Consider the following 16,968-nt stretch of genomic DNA (forward strand, 5'->3'; position numbering starts at 1 on the left):
GCGAGTTGCGCGGACAGTGAACAAAAAAGAAGGGACGACCGCCGCGCAGACAAGGAATGGGGCGCGCAGGTCGAGCCCGCGCGCGTGCACGCAGCGCAGCTACAGGCTGCTCTTGCTCTGGGAGCGCAGGAAGAGGCGCTGGACGGTATCGGCGGTCTGGGCGCGTTGCTCGACATCGCCCTTGTGCAGCTCGGCCATCGTGCCGTGCAGCATCTTCTGCGTGATGCCGCGCGAGAGTGCCTCCAGCACGGTGTCGATATCTTCACCCCGGGCAAGCAGCTTCTTGGCGCGAGTGATCTCCATGGCACGCCATTCGTCGGCCTGGGCATTGATCTGCTGGATCAGCGGCACGGAACCACCCCTGGGACTGCGCTGGTCGAGCCAGTGCATGAAGCTTTGCACGCCGTGGTCGATGATGACCTCGGCCTGCTGTACGGCCGCCTGGCGCTGTGCCTGGCCGGTGCGCACCACGTTGGCGAGGTCGTCGACGGTGTAGAGATAGACATCGCGCAGGTCCTTGACCTCGGCCTCGATGTCGCGTGGAACGGCCAGATCCACCATGAAGATGGGACGGCGCTTGCGCTTCTTGAGCGCGCTTTCGACGGCGCCCAGGCCGATGATCGGCAGGCTGGACGCCGTGCAGCTGATGACCGCGTCGTATTCATGCAGGTGCTCGGGCAGATCGGCAAGGCGCATGGTGTTCGCGCTGAACTGGGCGGCCAGTTTCTCGCCGCGCTCGAGCGTGCGGTTGGCGATCGTGATCTGCTTGGGGTGCCTGGCGGCGAAATGCGTGGAGACCAGCTCGATCATTTCGCCCGCGCCGACGAACAACACCTTGATCTGGGTGAGGTCCTCGAACAGCTGGCTCGCAAGGCGCACGGCCGCGGCCGCCATGCTGATGCTGTGTGCGCCGATCTCGGTGGAGCTGCGCACTTCCTTGGCCACGGCAAAGCTGCGCTGGAACAGCTGGTTGAGCGTGCTGCCGAGCGCGCCCGCATCTTCGGCGGCGCGCACGGCATTCTTCATCTGGCCGAGGATCTGTGCCTCGCCCAGCACCATGGAATCGAGGCCGCTTGCGACGCGGAAGGCGTGGCGCGCGACCAGATCGTTCTCAAGCGTATAGGAATGCGAGCGCAGCAGCGCGGGGCTGACACCGCCGGAGCGTGCGAGCCAGTCCACCGTGTGGTCCAGAGCGGGAGCGTCGGCGGCGCAGTAGATCTCGGTGCGGTTGCAGGTGGAGAGAATGGCCGTTTCCACGCCCGGGTGGCGGACGGAATTGCTGGTCAGCGCCTGTCGAAGGCCGATCAGCGTCGGCGCGATCTGATCGAGCGCGAACGCGAAACGACCGCGCATGTCAAGCGGCGCGGTCGTGTGATTGATGCCTAAAGCCCAAACTGCCATTTCGCAATTATAAAATTTATGGGCAATCAAGTTGTGGCCAGCCTGTATCTCACTTGATTTGCGTCATGTTTATGGACCCCTTGTCTTCGATCAATCACCTGCTCAATTTCCTCGCACCCGCTTTTGCGGTGGCGCTGGTGCTGGTGGTCGGATCGCAGATTTTTGACAGAAAGCGTGCCAAGACCGTTGGCTGGCTGAAGCCGATTGCTATCAATTTTGTAATTGGTGCCACTGTTTTGCAGGGGGGGCTGATCGTTTTCGGAAACGACGGAAAAATCTGGACCTATGGGGGCCTTGTGGTCATTTCCGCCACAAGTCAGTTCTTTCTCCTGCGCAGCTGGCGTGGCTGATCAGCAGGAGCCCTGTACCTTGGCCAGCCGTTCCTTCATCGCGCGCAGCGCTTTCAATACCCTTTCCTGATCTTCCGGCGGCATGCCGTCCAGCATGTTCCGCCCGATGGCCGTGCGCTCGCGGCCCAATGCCGCCACGCGCTCGGCGCCGCTGGCCGTGAGCGTGAGCACGCGGCTGCGTCCATCGCCAGGATGCGGCATGCGCTCGATCCAGGAACGCTCTTCCAGCAGCTTGAGGGTGCGTGCCATCTGCGCCTTGTCGGCATGCATGTGGTCCGTCAGCGACTTGTGGGTGCTTTGCGGGTGGTGGCTCAGGTAGATCAGCATGCGCAGCTCGTTGGGCGTCACCTCGGGCTCGAGCTGGTGCATCTTGGCGCGCATTCGGGAGCGGTACGCGTGGGTGAGCTCATGCAGCGCATCCAGCATTTCCATCGGAAGTTTGTCTGCATTCATGACGTGGGTACTTCTTATCTTGTTGACAAAGTCAACATGATGCCGGTATCTTGTTGACTAAATCAACATTCTAAAGAAATTGAGCACTTCATGGAATCACAGACGCATCCCACCCCTTCCGACTCCGTTGCGGAGGCACGCAAGCCTCTGGTGGAGCGCATCCGCGTGCCGTTCGCTTCCCGCCACATGCAGCTGGAGACGCGCGAGTTCGTCAGCCCCGGCTTTGTGCGCGTGACGCTGGGCGGTGCGGACCTGAGCGATTTCCAGAGCGCGGGTTTCGACGATCACGTGAAGGTGCTGTTTCCCGCGCCCGGCCAGGAAAAGCCGTCGCTGCCCACGCTGGTGGATGGCAAGCCGCACTTCGAGCCCGGAGCGGCGCGCCCCACGGCGCGTGATTTCACGCCTGTGCGCTGGGATGCCTCCAAGGGCCGCCTGGCCCTGGAATTCGCGGTTCATCCCGCCGGGCCCGCCGTCGAATGGGCCACGCAGGCGCAGATCGGCCAGTGGGTGGGCATCGCGGGTCCGCGCGGCAGCATGGTGGTCTCGACGTCGCTGCAGTGGCACTGGCTGCTGGGAGACGCCAGCGCGCTGCCAGCCATCGAACGTCGGCTGGGAGAGTTGCCGGCCCATGCCCGGGCAACCGTGCGCATCCGGCTCGACAACGAGGCCGATCGCCGCGACCTGGCCAGCGCCGCGCAGGTCGATCTGCAATGGGTGGACTCGCTGGACGAGGCTGCCGCGCAGCTTGCTCTGCCGGCGGGCGACGGGTTCATCTGGGCAGCGGGCGAGAACTCCGAGATGGCACAGCTTCGCCGTACGCTGCTCGCCAAGCCCGGCGTGAACGCGAGGCACATGCGCATCGCCGCCTACTGGAAGCGCGGCGAGGTCGGTCACCACGAAGAACTGAATGCCGGGGACTGAGCGGACCTCACCATCCACGCATCAGGCGCTTCAAGCGCTTCGAGCCCCAGTGAGCTGATCGACCACCGGATTGCCGCTGCCGGGAGGCTGCGCCTGCGGCTGCGCCACCGATATGGTGGCCGGCGGCGAGAGGTGCAGGCCCGCTTCGCGCAGCGCCTCCAGGATGTTGAACAGCAACTCGCTGCGCACGCCGCCCGTGTTGCGCGGGCTGCCGATGTAGCCGATGGCGAGGAAGGTCAGCGTGCCGTTGGTGATGCCCTCGAGCTGCACGATGGGCGAGGGCGACTCGAGGATGTTCGGGTGCGAGGTATAGGCATGCAGGATGATCTCGCGCACGCGTGGTGCGTCGGTGTCCAGCGGCGCGGGCAGGCGCATCAGCACGCGGCCCGGTGCGCCAGCCTGGGTCATGTTGCGCACGGCCTTGGTGATGAACTCCGAGTTCGGAACAATCATTGTCGAGCGATCGGGCAACTGGATTTCCGTGGCGCGCACATTCACGCGGCGCACGTCGCCCTCCGTATCGCCCAGGATCACCCAGTCGCCCACCTTCACCGGCCGCTCCGCGAGAAGAATCAGGCCCGAGATGAAGTTCTGCACGATCGCCTGTAGACCGAAGCCGATACCCACCGACAGGGCGCTGGCCACCCAGGCGATGCGCTCCACGCTGATGCCCAGGCCCGCGAGCGCGGCCGCGACGACCACCACGCCACCCAGCGAGCCGGTGAGGGTGGTGATGGAGCTGCGCATGCCGGGCTCCAGCGAGGTGTTGGGGAAGTAGCGATTGGTGAGCCAGCGCTTGAACAGCTGGAGCGCGATGAAGCCGCCGCAGATCACCATCGCTGCGGTGAGCAGGGCCTCGGGATCGATGGTGAAGTCGCCGATGCTCAGGCTGCGGTTCACGGTGGTGCCCCGCCGGAACACCTCGTCGGGGCTGGTGCCCAGCGGCGCCATGAGCGCGATCACCGTGTAGAAAAAGAGCGCCACGCGCAGCAGGCCGGAGGTGAGCACGGAGAGCTGGTCGAGCAGCCGTTCCTCGATCCCGAAGCTGGCGTGCAGCTTGGCGCCGAAGGCGCCCCTGGACGAGAGCAGCGCGTCGCACAGGTCGTCCGTCAGCTTGAGGAGCAGGTACACGGTACTGAGCACCACGATGCACCACACCAGCTGCTTGGCCATGGTGGAGGCCAATGCAACAAAGCCGCTGGCCGTGGCTACGAGGATGGCAATCGCCGCCAGGCCCGATGCAGCCGCGAGCAGGCCGAACCAGAACGGGCGGGTTGCGCCAGGCTCCGGAGTGCTGGCGGTGTCCGCTGCGCTTTCCGGGCTGTCTGCTTCGGTGCCTGTTCCGGTGCCCGTGTTGGCGCCGGCGGCCTGGCTGTCGGCCGCGGAGTTGCGCAGGCGACGCAGCGCGGCGAGCACAAGCAGGGCCGCCACCACGGCAAACAGGGCGTTCACCGCGACTTCGGACACCAGGCTCCAGCCGACGAGACCGATGATTTCCGTCATCAGGCCACCGAGCCCGGTGCACAGAGCAAACCACCACGGGAAGGCGCGCAGGCGCCGGGCCAGCGCATTCGAGATGGGCAACAGCCGCCATGTGGGGCGTTTGCTTGAAAGCAGCACGTGTCCGAGGGACACGACGAAGGCGCCGTAGGCCGTGAGGCCGATGGTCGCGGTTGCGAGTTCCGACAGGTCCTCGGGAAGCGGGCCTCCGCGCTGCAGGCCTTCCCAGGCCAGCGATACGCCGATGCCTACGATCAGCACGTTGATGGCTATCGCCGCGCTCGCGAGCGCGGTGCGGCGCAGCCGTCCGGCCGGCAGGCGCCTGGGCAGAATGCGCAGCAGGATGCGTTCGGCAATCCAGGTCCCCAGCACGATCACGGCCAATGCGCCCAGCAGGTGCGCCAGCAGGTAGGCCTTGCCGCCCTTGCTGGCGAGCGTGGCAGCCGCGACGCGCTGCAATTCGTTGCCCATCTGCTGCAGAAGAAACCAGTCGGTGGCGGCGGCATCTTTCCAGTTGCGCCAGAACGTGGGGCTCAAGGGCGATTCGACACGTGCCGTGAGTGCGGCCTGGAACTGCGCGCGCCGCTGGCGGGCGAGGTCGGCGCTGCGTTGCTCGGCATCGACGATGATCAGACGCGCAAGCTTGAGGGCCGAGTCCACGGTGCTGCGCTGCTTGTCGAGCGCGGCGCGTTGCCGGGCGACGTCGGGGGTATCGGCAGGTGCACCCTTCTCGGGTGCGGGGCCGAGGCCCGCGAGTCGGCTGTCGATGTCGGCCAGATCCTCGGCGCGGCGCTTTGCCAGCTGATCGGCCGCGGCACCGATGGCACTGACCTGGGCCTGCAGCTTGCGGATGTCCTCGTTCTCGCCCAATTTGGCGGGGATGGCGTCAAGCTGCTTGCGCAGTGCATCGGGCTGGGGCAGCTCGGGCTCGGCGTTTTCCATGCCGGATGAAGAGGGCGACCCCGAGGCAGATGCCGCCGCGGCAGAAGGACGCGCCGCGGGTCCGCTTTCGGCTGCATGACCGGGCAGCGGCAGCGCCACGGCCAGCATCCAGAGCGTCAGGGCAAGCCACAGCCGGAGAGCGCGGAGGGCGCTCGAGGGATTCAGAACAATCGTGGGCAGGCGGGAGGTGCGCATGGGGGTCGAACGGATCGAACGAGTCGAACAATGGTCATGCGCGAATGTAGCTTGGTGAACGGTACGCTGGCGTAAGAACGTGTTTACGTTCTCAGACGGGGGGGCACCAGCGCACGGTGCAGGTACGCCGATTCAGCTCGCGGGGCTGAACAGGTCGACGCGGTCGGTGATGATGCTGTCCGTGCCGATGTCGATCAGGCGCCGGGCTTCCCACTCGTCATTGACGGTATAGCTGCTGCAGCGCATGCCGGCGGCGTGGACGCGCTCCACGAGTTCGGCGCTCCATAGCGCATGGTTGAGCACCATCGCGACGCAGCCCAGTTCGAGCGCGATCCGGGTGTCGGCCTCGCCGGTTCCGTCGGCGAATTTGTCGACCAGCAGGCCTCGGGGAATGTGGGGTGCGCTGGCCCTGGCGCCACGCAGGGAGTCGGGCTTGAAAGAGGTGAACAGTGGCGGTACGGCGTCCCTGGGCCACAGGCGCTGCATCAGTTCGCCGGTGGCCTTGCCGGTGAGTTCCTCCTGCCCCGGGGTCGGCTTGATCTCCACGTTCAGGTGCAGATGGTTGGCAATGCACCAGCGTGCCAGCGCTTCGAGCGTGGGCAGGGGCTCGCCCGCAAACGATCGCGAGTGCCATGCCCCCGCGTCGAACTGCGCAAGTTCGCCCATCGTGCGGTCGCTGCCGGTGCCGGTGCCGTTGGTGGTGCGCTTCAGATCGGTGTCGTGCATGAGGAACAGCACGCCGTCCTGGCTCAGCTTGGCATCGCACTCGAACATGCGGTAGCCGTAGGTTGCGCCCATGCGGAACGCGACCAGGGTGTTCTCGGGGGCCAGCTTGCCTGCGCCACGGTGTGCCACCCAGCGCGGATAGGGCCATGCGGCCAGGGTTGTCATAGAGGTTCTCCCAATTTGATCAGGTTGCCGTGCGGATCGATCACGTAGAGCCTGCCAACGAAAAAGGCCCCGCTGACCGCGAGGTCCGCAGGTGCCAAGCACCGGAACCGTGGCGTGAATCAGCGAGGCCATGGGCGTCTTCTGCAGAAGGCTGCTGCGTCAGATCCGCTTGCCCGAGCCCGCATCGAAGGTGTGGATGCGGTCGTTGCGCGGTGTGACGCGGATGACGTCTCCCGAGCTTGGCGTGAATGTGCCTTCCTCGACACGCACGACGAGTTGTTCATCGTCGCTGCCGCCCTGCACGCGGCCGTAGATCAGGCGCTCCGCGCCCAGCAGCTCAACGGTGTCGACCACGACGGACCAGCCCTCGCCGGGCGTGATGTCCATGTGTTCGGGACGGATGCCGAAAACCGTGCCGGAGCGGGTGCCGGGCGCGGTCTTGAGCAGGTTCATCGGAGGCGATCCGATGAAGCTTGCGACAAACGTGGACGCGGGCGTGTGGTAGACCTCCTCGGGTGTGCCGAACTGCTCGACACGGCCGCCGTTCATCACCAGCATGCGCTGGGCGAGCGTCATCGCCTCGACCTGGTCGTGGGTCACGAACAGGCTGGTGATGCCGAGGGTCTGGTGGCGTTTCTGGATCTCGATACGGGTCTGTGCGCGCAGCTTGGCGTCCAGGTTGGACAGCGGCTCGTCGAACAGGAACACCTGCGGCTTGCGCACGATCGCGCGGCCCATGGCAACGCGCTGGCGCTGGCCGCCCGAGAGCTGCCGCGGCTTGCGGTCGAGCAGGTGCGAGAGCTCGAGGATCTTCGCCGCGCCGTCGACGCGCTGCTTGATCTCGTCGATGGGCACGTTCTTGATCTTGAGGCCATAGGCCATGTTGTCGAACACGCTCATGTGCGGGTAAAGCGCGTAGTTCTGGAACACCATGGCGATGTCGCGCTGCGCCGGCTCGAGGTTGTTCACCACGCGGTCTCCGATGGAGATCGTGCCGCCGGAGATTTCCTCCAGGCCGGCGACCATGCGCAGCAGCGTGGACTTGCCACAGCCCGAGGGGCCGACGATGACGATGAACTCACCGTCCTTGATTTCTGCGTTGACGCCGTGGATGACGGGTACGGCAGCCTTGCCGGTTCCGTATTGCTTGACGACGTCTTTGAGTGTGATGGATGCCATATGAAAATCTTTTTCGAATTCGTTCTGGTTGAAGCGGGTCGGTTGCTGTGCCTGCGGATTACTTCTCGGTATCCACCAGGCCCTTGACGAACCACTTCTGCATCAGAATCACGACGGCTGCAGGCGGCAGCATCGCAATGATGGTCGTTGCCATTGCCACGTTCCAGTCGATGGCGGCCTCGCCGCCGCCAGCCACCATGCGCTTGATGCCGATGACCACGGGGTACATGTCCTCCGAGGTGGTCATGAGCAGCGGCCACAGGTACTGGTTCCAGCCGTAGATGAACTGGATCACGAACAGCGCGGCGATCGATGTCTTGGACAGCGGCACCAGCACATCCTTGAAGAAGCGCATGGGGCCGGCACCGTCGATGCGCGCGGCCTCCACGAGCTCGTCGGGAACCGTGAGGAAGAACTGGCGGAACAGGAAGGTGGCCGTGGCCGAGGCGATCAGCGGCAGCGTGAGACCCGCGTAGCTGTTGAGCAGGCCGAGGTCGGCAACCACCTTGTAGGTGGGCAGGATACGCACTTCGACGGGCAGCATCAGCGTCACGAAGATCGCCCAGAAGCACAGCTGCTTGAACGGAAAGCGGAAGTACACGATCGCGAACGCGGACAGCAGCGAGATCGCAATCTTGCCGACGGTGATGACCATGGCGGTGACGAAGCTCACCCACATCATGCGCACGAGGTCGGTGTTGGAGCCGAGCTTGCCGGAGCCGAACAGGGCTTCCTTGTAGCTCTCGAGCATGTTGGTGCCCGGCCAGAGCGGCATGGGCGCCTGCACGATTTCCTGTGCGGTGTGGGTGGAGGCGATGAGCGCCAGGTAGATGGGGAAGGCCACGATGGCCACGCCGAGAATCATCACGGCGTGCGACAGCACATCGAGCCAGGGACGTCGGTCAATCATGCTCAGTACTGCACTTTCTTTTCAACATAACGGAACTGCACCACGGTGAGCGCAATGACGATGAACATCAGGATCACGGACTGCGCGGCCGAGCCGCCCAGGTCGAGCGCCTTGAAGCCATCGAGGTACACCTTGTAGACCAGGATGGTCGTGGACTGGCCGGGGCCGCCGTGCGTGGTCGCGTCGATGATGCCGAAGGTGTCGAAGAACGCGTAGACGATGTTGATCACCAGCAGGAAGAACGTGGTCGGCGAAAGCAGCGGCAACTGCACGTTCAGGAAGCGGCGCCACGGACCCGCGCCATCGATCGAGGCAGCCTCGATGAGCGACTTCGGGATCGACTGCAGCCCTGCGAGGAAGAACAGGAAGTTGTAGGAGATCTGCTTCCAGACGGCCGCCATCACGATCAGCGCCATGGCCTGGTTCTCGTTCATGAGGAAGTTCCAGCTGTAGCCGATGCGCTCGAGGAAGTACGACACCACGCCAAGCGAGGGCGAGAACATGAACACCCACAGCACGCCGGCGATCACGGGGGCGACGGCGTAGGGCACGATCAGGAGCGTCTTGTAGACCATGGCGAAGCGCACGATGCGGTCCGCGAAGATCGCAAGAGCGAGCGAGATCGCAATGCCGACGCCCGCGACCAGCACCGAGAAGATGGCCGTGCGGTAGAAGGATTCGAGATAGGACTCATCCTGGAACAGCTGCGCGAAGTTCGCGAAACCCACCCATTCCTTGCTGAGGCCGAATGCGTCCTCCATCTGGAAGGACTGCAGGATGGCCTGCGCGGCAGGCCAGAAGAAGAAGACGCCGATGATGGCCATCTGCGGTAGCAGCAGCAACCAGGGGAGCCAGGCGGAGCGGAAAAGGACTCGTTTTTCCATATGCCTTCAAAAACCAAAAAAACCGCCGAGGCCCTCTTGGGGCCGCGGAGGCGTATGTGAAAGATGTGCGATGTGGGCCCTCGCGCCGCCCGGGGACGGCTTGAGGGATTCACGATGATGACTTACTTGCCCTTGTTGGCAGCTTCGAAGCGTGTCAGCAGTTCGTCGCCACGCTTGACGATGGAGTCCAGCGCTTCCTTGGCGGACTTCTTGCCGGCCCAGACCTGTTCGAGTTCTTCGTCCTCGATGGTACGGATCTGCACGTAGTTGCCCAGGCGGATGCCGCGCGAATTGTCCGTCACCTTGCGGATCATCTGGTTCACGGCGGTGTCGGTGCCGGGGTTCTTCTGGTAGAAGCCCGACTTTTCGGTCAGGTCGAACGATGCCATGGTCACAGGCAGGTAGCCCGTGCGCTGGTGGCTGGCCGCCTGCACCTTGGTCTGCGAGATGAACTCGAAGAACTTGGCGACGCCCTTGTACTCTTCGGCCTTCTTGCCGGCCATGACCCACAGCGAGCCGCCACCGATCACGGTGTTCTGCGGCGCACCCTTCACGTCCGGGTAGTAGGGCAGGTTGGAGATGCCGTAGGCGAACTTGGCGTTCTTCGCCACATCGCCGTAGAAGCCCGACGACGTCTGGATCATTGCGCACTCGCCCGACACGAACGATGCCTGCGGCAGCGAGCCACGGCCCTTGTAGACGAATTCACCCGCCTTGGCTGCCTTCTCGAGGTTCTCGATGTGGCGCACGTGGGTGGGCGAGTTGATCTTCAGGCGTGCCTTGAAGCCGTCCTTGCCCAGGCCGTTCTGGTGCGTTGCGAATTCCACGTTGTGCCATGTGGAGAAGGATTCGAGCTGGGTCCAGCCCATCCACGCGAGCGTCATCGGGCAGCTGTGGCCGCTGGCCTTGAGCTTTTTGGCCGCTTCGAACACTTCGGGCCAGGTGGCCGGTGCCTTGTCGGGATTCAGGCCGGCCTTCTTGAAGGCGTCCTTGTTGTAGTAGAAAACGGTGGTCGAGCTGTTGAAGGGGAAGCTCAGCATCTGGCCATTGGGAGCCGTGTAGTACGACGCGACGGCCGGGATGTAGGCCTTGGGATCGAAGGTCACGCCGTTGTCGGACAGCACCTTGGCGACCGGCACGGTGGCGCCCTTGGAGGCCATCATGGTGGCCGTGCCCACTTCGAACACCTGGAGGATGTGCGGTGCGCCGCCCGAGCGGAACGCGGCGACGGCGGCCGTCATGGTTTCGTCGTAGGTACCCTTGTAGGTCGGGATGACCTTGAATTCCTTCTGGCTCTCGTTGAATTGCTTGGCCAGATCGTTGACCCATTCATTGTTCACAGCCGTCATGGCATGCCACCACTGAATTTCAGTCTGCGCTTGGGCAGCAATGCCAGTGGTAGCGACGAGGGATGCCATCGCCAGGTGCTTGATCCGCATGTAGGCTCCTATGGGGATATGAGTAAAGATTGAGGCGAGATGGTAACTCGCCGAAAATGACAGGAAGATGTCGTTGTCGCATAGCCGGATTCCCCTCACAACAGGAGAATCCCTTGCGCTTGATGCATGCCCGGGACTGTCATTTGTGACAGTCACAGATGTCTGACATTGTGAGTTGTTCAACTCAGGCGTTGCAATTGTCATCGAAAAAGCAAGGTTTTGTGCGATGCACAATGCTTATGGCGAACTTGAGTTTGTAACTGCATCACAGGGGAACGCCATGACAGCCAGAACGTCGCTCGACAAGGACAAGATCAAATTCCTGTTGCTGGAGGGAATTCACCCCAGCGCGCTGGAGGTATTGCACGGCTCGGGCTACTCCCAGATCGAAACCGTCAAGGGTGCGCTGCCCGAGGAGGAGCTCCTGGAGCGCATCGCCGACGTGCATTTCCTTGGCATCCGTTCGCGTACCCAGCTCACGCCGGCCGTGTTCGAAAAGGCGCACAAGCTCGTGGCCGTGGGCGCCTTCTGCATCGGCACCAACCAGATCGACCTGCAGGCGGCACGCGAGCAGGGCGTGGTGGTGTTCAACGCGCCGTACTCCAACACCCGGTCGGTGGCGGAGCTGGTGCTGGCCGAGACGATTCTGCTGCTGCGCGGCATTCCCGCCAAGAATGCCGCCGTGCACCGTGGCGGCTGGAGCAAGAGCGCCGAGCAGTCCTACGAGGCGCGCGGCAAGACGCTGGGCATCGTGGGCTATGGCTCGATCGGCACGCAGCTCTCCGTGCTGGCGGAGTCTCTGGGCATGAAGGTGATCTTCCATGACGTGGTCAGCAAGCTGCCGCTCGGCAATGCGCACCAGGTGGCCTCGCTCGACGAACTGCTCGCCCAGAGCGATGTGGTGTCGCTGCACGTGCCGGAACTGGCGTCCACGCAGTGGATAATCGGTGCGCCCCAGCTGGCGCGCATGAAGCAGGGTGCGATCCTGCTGAACGCGTCGCGCGGCACGGTGGTGGAGATCGACGCCCTGGCCGATGCGCTCAAGAGCGGCCATCTCGCGGGTGCGGCGGTGGACGTCTTTCCCGTGGAGCCACGCTCGAATGCCGACGTGTTCGAATCTCCGCTGCGGGGGCTGGACAATGTGATCCTCACACCGCACATCGGGGGCTCGACGATGGAGGCGCAGGCCAACATCGGCCTGGAGGTGGCGGAGAAACTCGTGAAGTTCAGCGACAACGGCACGACCACCTCGTCGGTGAACTTCCCCGAGGTGGCGCTGCCCGCGCACCCCGGCAAGCACCGGCTGCTGCACATCCACCGCAACGTTCCGGGCGTGCTCTCGCAGATCAACCAGATCATGTCTGACAACCACATCAACATCTCGGCGCAGTTCCTGCAGACCAACGAAACGCTGGGCTACGTGGTGATCGACCTGGATGCACGCTCTTCCGACATCGCTCTGGAGAAGCTTGCCAAGGTGCCTGGCACGATCCGCACACGCGTGCTGTTCTGACCTGCCGCTCATGCCAGGATCGTGAGCGGGCTGCCGGCCTGCATATTCGGAAAACGCGCTTCCATAGTCTCAAAAATTGGTGGTGGTCGCGCGGCTGACGTGCTCAGATGGACGGTTGATTCGGTCCACAGGAAATTCATGTCAGTTCTCTTGATTGCGGGAAGCCCGTCCGAACGCTCCCGATCCGCAACCCTGCTGCACGGCGCGGGCCAGCGCCTCGCGCGGCTGGGTGTCCAGGTCGATTCGCTCTCGGTGCGCGACATCGATCCGCTCGCGCTCGTGCATGCCCAGTTCGATCATCCGAGCGTGGTGAACGCCGCCCGGCAGGTGGCACGGGCCGACGTGCTCGTGGTGGCCACCCCGGTCTACAAGGCCGCCTACAGCGGCGTGCTCAAGGTGTTCCTCGACCTGCTGCCGCAGACCGCGCTGAAGGGCAAGACGGTGCTGCCGCTGGCTACCGGCGGCAGTCCGCACCATATGCTGGCCCTCGACTACGCCTTGCGGCCCGTGCTGCAGGCGCTGGGCGCCCGGCAGATCCTCGCGGGCATCTACGCCACCGATACGCAGGTCACGCATCTGCCGGAAGGCGGCGACGTGCTGCATCCCGAGCTCGCGAGCCGCCTGGACGGTGCGGTGCACACGCTCGCGACCGAGGTGCTGAGCACGCCGGATGCCGCGCCCTCATATTCCTTTCCGCCCGTTCCCTTCGAGCAGGTGCGCTACTGCGTGTGAGTCCGTGGCTTTGTGCCGGTGTGCGCGCCGCCGCATATGGATTCCTGTTTTTCTTCGTTGGACATCCGTGGGCAAGCCGTTTCAATGAGCGCTTTGAACGATTCATCAAGGGAGCGGCAGATGCGGGAAGCGCGGGACACAGGGGCGGAAGACGCCGTGACGAGGGCCATCGCCGGGCGGCGCCAATGGCTGAGGACGGCCGGTGCGATGGCGGCGGCGGGAGCCGCAGGAGCGTTGGGAAGCCGCGTGTGGGCCTCGGGGCCGCTCAAGCCGGTGAAGCTGGCCTGGAATGCCAATGCCATCTGCCTTTCCGCAGCACCCGTGGCCATGGCGCGCGGCATCTTCGAGAAGCATGGGCTCCAGGTGGAGTTGGTGAACTTCGCCGGATCGACGGACCAGTTGCTTGAGGCCATCGCCACGTCAAAGGCCGATGCCGGCGTCGGCATGATCCACCGCTGGATCAAGCCGCTCGAGTCGGGCTTTGACGTGAAGCTGGTGGGCAGTTCCCACGGCGGCTGCTCGCGGCTGGTCGGCTTCGAGCCCGCGGGCGTGACCGAGCTGGCGAAGCTCAAGGGACGCACGATCGCGGTATCGGACCTGAATTCGCCCGGCAAGAATTTCTTCGCGGTGCTGCTCGCCAAGGCCGGCATCGATCCCGAGCGCGATGTCGCCTGGCGTCAATTCCCGGGCGACATGCTGGGGCTCGCGGTGGAGAAGGGCGAGGCGCATGCGATCGCCGACAGCGATCCGAACCTGCTGCTGATTCAGCGCCGCACCAAGGGGCTGGTCGACATCGCCACCAACCTGTCGGGCGAGTACGCAGCCAAGACCTGCTGCGTGCTGGGTGTGAGCGGCGCGATGGTGCGCAATGACCGCGGCACCGCGGCGGCGCTTACGCGGGCCATCGTCGAGGCATCGGACTTCGTGGCCGACAACCCCGCGGAAACAGCGCGCATCTTCAGTCCCTACACCAAGGTGCCGGAAAGTGAACTGCGCGCCGTGCTTTCCACGCTCACGCACCGCAGCCACCCGGTAGGGACCAAGCTTCGGGAGGAGATCGAGTTCTATGCGCGCGACTTCAAGCTCGTGAAAGTGCTCAAGGCGTCCACCGACCCTGCGCGATTCGCGTCCCATGTTTTCGCCGACGTATTGGCCTGACCTGATTGATCGTGCGTTGAATGAACAGTGAGTGGGTGACCGCGATCCTGCGGGTGATGCTCGGTGCGCAGCTGGCATTGCGCGATGCGTTGCATGTGCTGGGGTGGACTCCGGAGGTCGCGGGCCAGGCGGCATGGCCTTTCACGCATCGGCTGGCGGCAGACATGATGTGGATCGATGCCGGGCATGCCCGGCAGGTGGCGCTCACGGGGCTGTGCATGGCATTGGCCATGGCGTTGTTGGCGGCCGCATGCGTTCTCGCCATTCTGCGCAGGCCGCGCGCGAACGGCATGCGCAAACGGTGGCTCGCGGGATGCGTTCTTCTGGCGGTGGCGGCGCTGGTCGCCGCGCCCTGGCCGGCGGCCCACCTGCTATGGGTTCCCGCCACTCCGACGAGCCTGCATCGCTCCGAGACGGGTTTCGAGCCCGCGGGCATCCTGCGTGGACAGGCGCTGTTTCGGCAGCATTGCCAGCAATGCCATGGTGCCGACGCGCGCGGACAGGGGGTGCTGGCGAGCAGTCTTGAGCGCTGGCCTCCGGACCTGAGCGGCGGGCTGGTGTGGAAGCGGCTGGAGGGGGAACTGTTCTGGCGCATCCGTCACGGCATGCGCGACGAGCGCACGGGCCGGGAGACCATGCCAGGTATTGGCGAGTGGCGGCTGGCGGACGCCGATGTCTGGAATGTGATCGACTACCTGCAGGCCCATGCCGCGGGACAGGCGCTGCGCAACCTGGGCGCATGGGAATGGCCCGTACGGCTTCCCCGTTTCGCGCTGCGCTGCCGCTACGAGGGGCGGCACAGCAGTGCCGATCTGCAGGGACAGCGCCTGCTGCTGGTGCTCCCCGTTTCCGGGCCGTCCGGACGGCGTGCTGCGCCGGGCGAGGATCCGCGCCTTGTCTCGATCGTCGTGGGGCAGGCCCTCACTGCAGGGAGCGCGGAATGCGAGTCGGCCGACACGCAGCTTCAGGCAGCGTTGGCCCTGTTGCTGGGCGAGAGCGAAGAGCGCATCGGCGGCTACCAGTTGCTGGTCGACCGCGATGGCTGGCTGCGTGCGCGCTCCACACCGGGGAGCGCCGCCTGGTCCGAGGACGACCTGGTCTGCCGGACCGCTGTGTCGTCGTCGGCAGCGGGGGGAGGCCGGCTGCCCTTGCACCGCAGGGCGACGGGCTCGACGCACTGCTGCGGCGCATGGATGGCGATCCGGTACGCCTGCTGCGCGCGGGTTTCCCTCATTGAGTTCACGGGCACGCGTCGGAAATCGAAAAAAAGAATCGGCAAAAAGAATCGAGAAAACTAACGCGTTTTTCTTCGTTGGAAATGGCGCTGTGCAACGAGATCATGGGACACCCATTCACCGCTGCATCGCTGCAGCCTTCACGGAGAGACACGACATGCCCGCCCAGATCATCGGAATGATCCAGCCCGCCGAGGTATCCGAAACCATTGCACGCAGGGGGCCTGCGCTCGACCCGGCCTATGTCCGCGCGTTTGCTCAGGCACATGAGTACGCGGGCTTCGACCGTATCCTGGTGCCGGCGAGCTCGACCAGCCCCGACACGCTGCTCACGGTGGCCCATGCGGCGGCGGCAACGCAGAAGATCCATTTCCTGCTGGCGCATCGGCCGGGCTTTGTTGCCCCTACGCTCGCGGCGCGGCAGCTGGCGACACTCGACCACTACACGAACGGCCGGCTTGCGGTGCACTACATCAGCGGCGGGTCCGACGTGGACCAGCAGCGCGATGGTGACTTCCTGGACCACGACGCACGCTACGCGCGCACCGACGAATACCTCACCATCCTGCGCCGCGTGTGGACCGAATCCCGGCCCTTCGACCACGAGGGGACGTATTACCGTGTGAAGGGGGCGGTATCGGAGGTGAAGCCGCTGCAGCAGCCCATCGTGCCGATCTATTTCGGCGGCGCCTCCGAGGCGGCGCTGCAGGTGGCGGGCAGGCATGCCGACGTGTACGCCCTCTGGGGCGAGTCGCTCGCGCAGGCAGGCGACCTGGTGCGCCGCGTGCGTGCAGAGGCCGCAAGCCATGGCAGGCAGGTGGCATTCAGCATTTCCTTCCGTCCCATCATCGCCGAGACCGAGGATGCGGCCTGGGACAAGGCCGCCGGGATCCTGCAGAAGACCCGCGAGCAGCAGGTGCAGATTTCGCATGCCCGCGGCTCCGGACCGCAGCAGAGCGAGGGTGCGCGCCGCCTGCTCGCCGACGCGGCGAAAGGCGACCGCGTGGACGAGCGCCTGTGGACGGCGATTGCGCGCGAGACCGGTGGCCGCAGCAATTCCACGTCGCTCGTCGGCACGCCCGAGCAGGTGGCACAGGCGCTGCTCAAGTACTACGACCTCGGCATCGGCACCTTCCTGCTGCGCGGCTTCGACCCGCTCGTCGACGCGATCGAGTATGGCCGCGAATTGATCCCGCTGATCCGCGAGAAGGTGGCGCAGCGAGATGCGCTCGGCCATGCCGCGAGCGAACGCAAGGCGGCCTGAG

At 64.9% G+C, this 16,968-nt stretch carries 15 protein-coding genes; 7 read left to right on the top strand and 8 right to left on the bottom strand.

Annotated features, from left to right (window positions below; all coding sequences use genetic code 11):
- Positions 1-99: 99 nt before the first annotated feature.
- Positions 100-1,401, bottom strand: a complete 1,302-nt coding sequence (hemA, locus tag H9K76_RS04835; protein WP_187598433.1) for a glutamyl-tRNA reductase — start codon at positions 1,399-1,401, stop codon at positions 100-102.
- A gap of 65 nt (positions 1,402-1,466) precedes the next feature.
- Here hemA and H9K76_RS04840 point away from each other — a divergent pair, with 65 nt between their 5' ends.
- Positions 1,467-1,751: a hypothetical protein gene (locus H9K76_RS04840; protein ID WP_246475308.1), complete on the top strand. Its 285-nt coding sequence runs from the start codon at positions 1,467-1,469 to the stop codon at positions 1,749-1,751.
- On the opposite strand, the gene H9K76_RS04845 is transcribed toward H9K76_RS04840, so the two are convergent.
- The gene (locus H9K76_RS04845; RefSeq protein ID WP_187598434.1) at positions 1,752-2,204 is read right to left on the bottom strand and encodes a MarR family winged helix-turn-helix transcriptional regulator; all 453 of its coding nucleotides are present in this window, start codon (positions 2,202-2,204) and stop codon (positions 1,752-1,754) included.
- 90 nt (positions 2,205-2,294) lie between these two features.
- On the opposite strand from H9K76_RS04845, the gene H9K76_RS04850 reads away from it, so the two are divergent.
- Positions 2,295-3,125, top strand: coding sequence for a siderophore-interacting protein (locus tag H9K76_RS04850; RefSeq protein ID WP_187598435.1), 831 nt, complete (start codon positions 2,295-2,297; stop codon positions 3,123-3,125).
- A 30-nt stretch (positions 3,126-3,155) separates the two neighbouring features.
- Here the strand turns inward: H9K76_RS04850 and H9K76_RS04855 are convergent, their stop codons facing one another.
- From H9K76_RS04855 to ugpB, 6 genes are all read right to left on the bottom strand, one after another.
- Complete coding sequence (locus tag H9K76_RS04855; RefSeq protein ID WP_187600460.1) at positions 3,156-5,675, bottom strand: DUF3772 domain-containing protein; 2,520 nt, start codon at positions 5,673-5,675, stop codon at positions 3,156-3,158.
- A 219-nt stretch (positions 5,676-5,894) separates the two neighbouring features.
- A complete protein-coding gene (ugpQ, locus tag H9K76_RS04860) occupies positions 5,895-6,653 on the bottom strand; it encodes a glycerophosphodiester phosphodiesterase (protein WP_187598436.1) in 759 nt (252 codons plus the stop codon).
- A 159-nt stretch (positions 6,654-6,812) separates the two neighbouring features.
- Positions 6,813-7,832 carry a sn-glycerol-3-phosphate ABC transporter ATP-binding protein UgpC gene (gene ugpC / locus H9K76_RS04865; RefSeq protein WP_187598437.1) on the bottom strand — a complete coding sequence of 340 codons (1,020 nt, stop codon included), beginning with the start codon at positions 7,830-7,832 and terminating at the stop codon, positions 6,813-6,815.
- Positions 7,833-7,890: 58 nt separating this feature from the next.
- Entirely contained in the window at positions 7,891-8,742 is an 852-nt protein-coding gene (ugpE, locus tag H9K76_RS04870) for a sn-glycerol-3-phosphate ABC transporter permease UgpE (RefSeq protein ID WP_187598438.1), read from the bottom strand.
- Positions 8,743-8,744: 2 nt separating this feature from the next.
- Positions 8,745-9,626 carry a sn-glycerol-3-phosphate ABC transporter permease UgpA gene (gene ugpA / locus H9K76_RS04875; RefSeq protein ID WP_187598439.1) on the bottom strand — a complete coding sequence of 294 codons (882 nt, stop codon included), beginning with the start codon at positions 9,624-9,626 and terminating at the stop codon, positions 8,745-8,747.
- Between the two features lie 122 nt (positions 9,627-9,748).
- A complete protein-coding gene (ugpB, locus tag H9K76_RS04880) occupies positions 9,749-11,065 on the bottom strand; it encodes a sn-glycerol-3-phosphate ABC transporter substrate-binding protein UgpB (protein ID WP_187598440.1) in 1,317 nt (438 codons plus the stop codon).
- Positions 11,066-11,345: 280 nt separating this feature from the next.
- On the opposite strand from ugpB, the gene serA reads away from it, so the two are divergent.
- The 5 genes from serA (at position 11,346) to H9K76_RS04905 (ending at position 16,967) form a co-directional block, all read left to right on the top strand.
- A complete protein-coding gene (serA, locus tag H9K76_RS04885; protein ID WP_187598441.1) occupies positions 11,346-12,578 on the top strand; it encodes a phosphoglycerate dehydrogenase in 1,233 nt (410 codons plus the stop codon).
- Positions 12,579-12,716: 138 nt separating this feature from the next.
- The gene (ssuE, locus tag H9K76_RS04890) at positions 12,717-13,310 is read left to right on the top strand and encodes an NADPH-dependent FMN reductase (protein ID WP_187598442.1); all 594 of its coding nucleotides are present in this window, start codon (positions 12,717-12,719) and stop codon (positions 13,308-13,310) included.
- Positions 13,311-13,430: 120 nt separating this feature from the next.
- Positions 13,431-14,468, top strand: a complete 1,038-nt coding sequence (locus H9K76_RS04895) for an ABC transporter substrate-binding protein (RefSeq protein ID WP_187598443.1) — start codon at positions 13,431-13,433, stop codon at positions 14,466-14,468.
- A 20-nt stretch (positions 14,469-14,488) separates the two neighbouring features.
- The gene (locus H9K76_RS04900) at positions 14,489-15,766 is read left to right on the top strand and encodes a c-type cytochrome (protein ID WP_246475309.1); all 1,278 of its coding nucleotides are present in this window, start codon (positions 14,489-14,491) and stop codon (positions 15,764-15,766) included.
- A gap of 94 nt (positions 15,767-15,860) precedes the next feature.
- Positions 15,861-16,967, top strand: a complete 1,107-nt coding sequence (locus tag H9K76_RS04905) for an LLM class flavin-dependent oxidoreductase (RefSeq protein WP_187598444.1) — start codon at positions 15,861-15,863, stop codon at positions 16,965-16,967.
- Position 16,968 lies beyond the last annotated feature (1 nt).

It is taken from the genome of Diaphorobacter ruginosibacter (assembly GCF_014395975.1).
Classification (GTDB): Bacteria; Pseudomonadota; Gammaproteobacteria; order Burkholderiales; family Burkholderiaceae_C; genus Diaphorobacter_A; species Diaphorobacter_A ruginosibacter.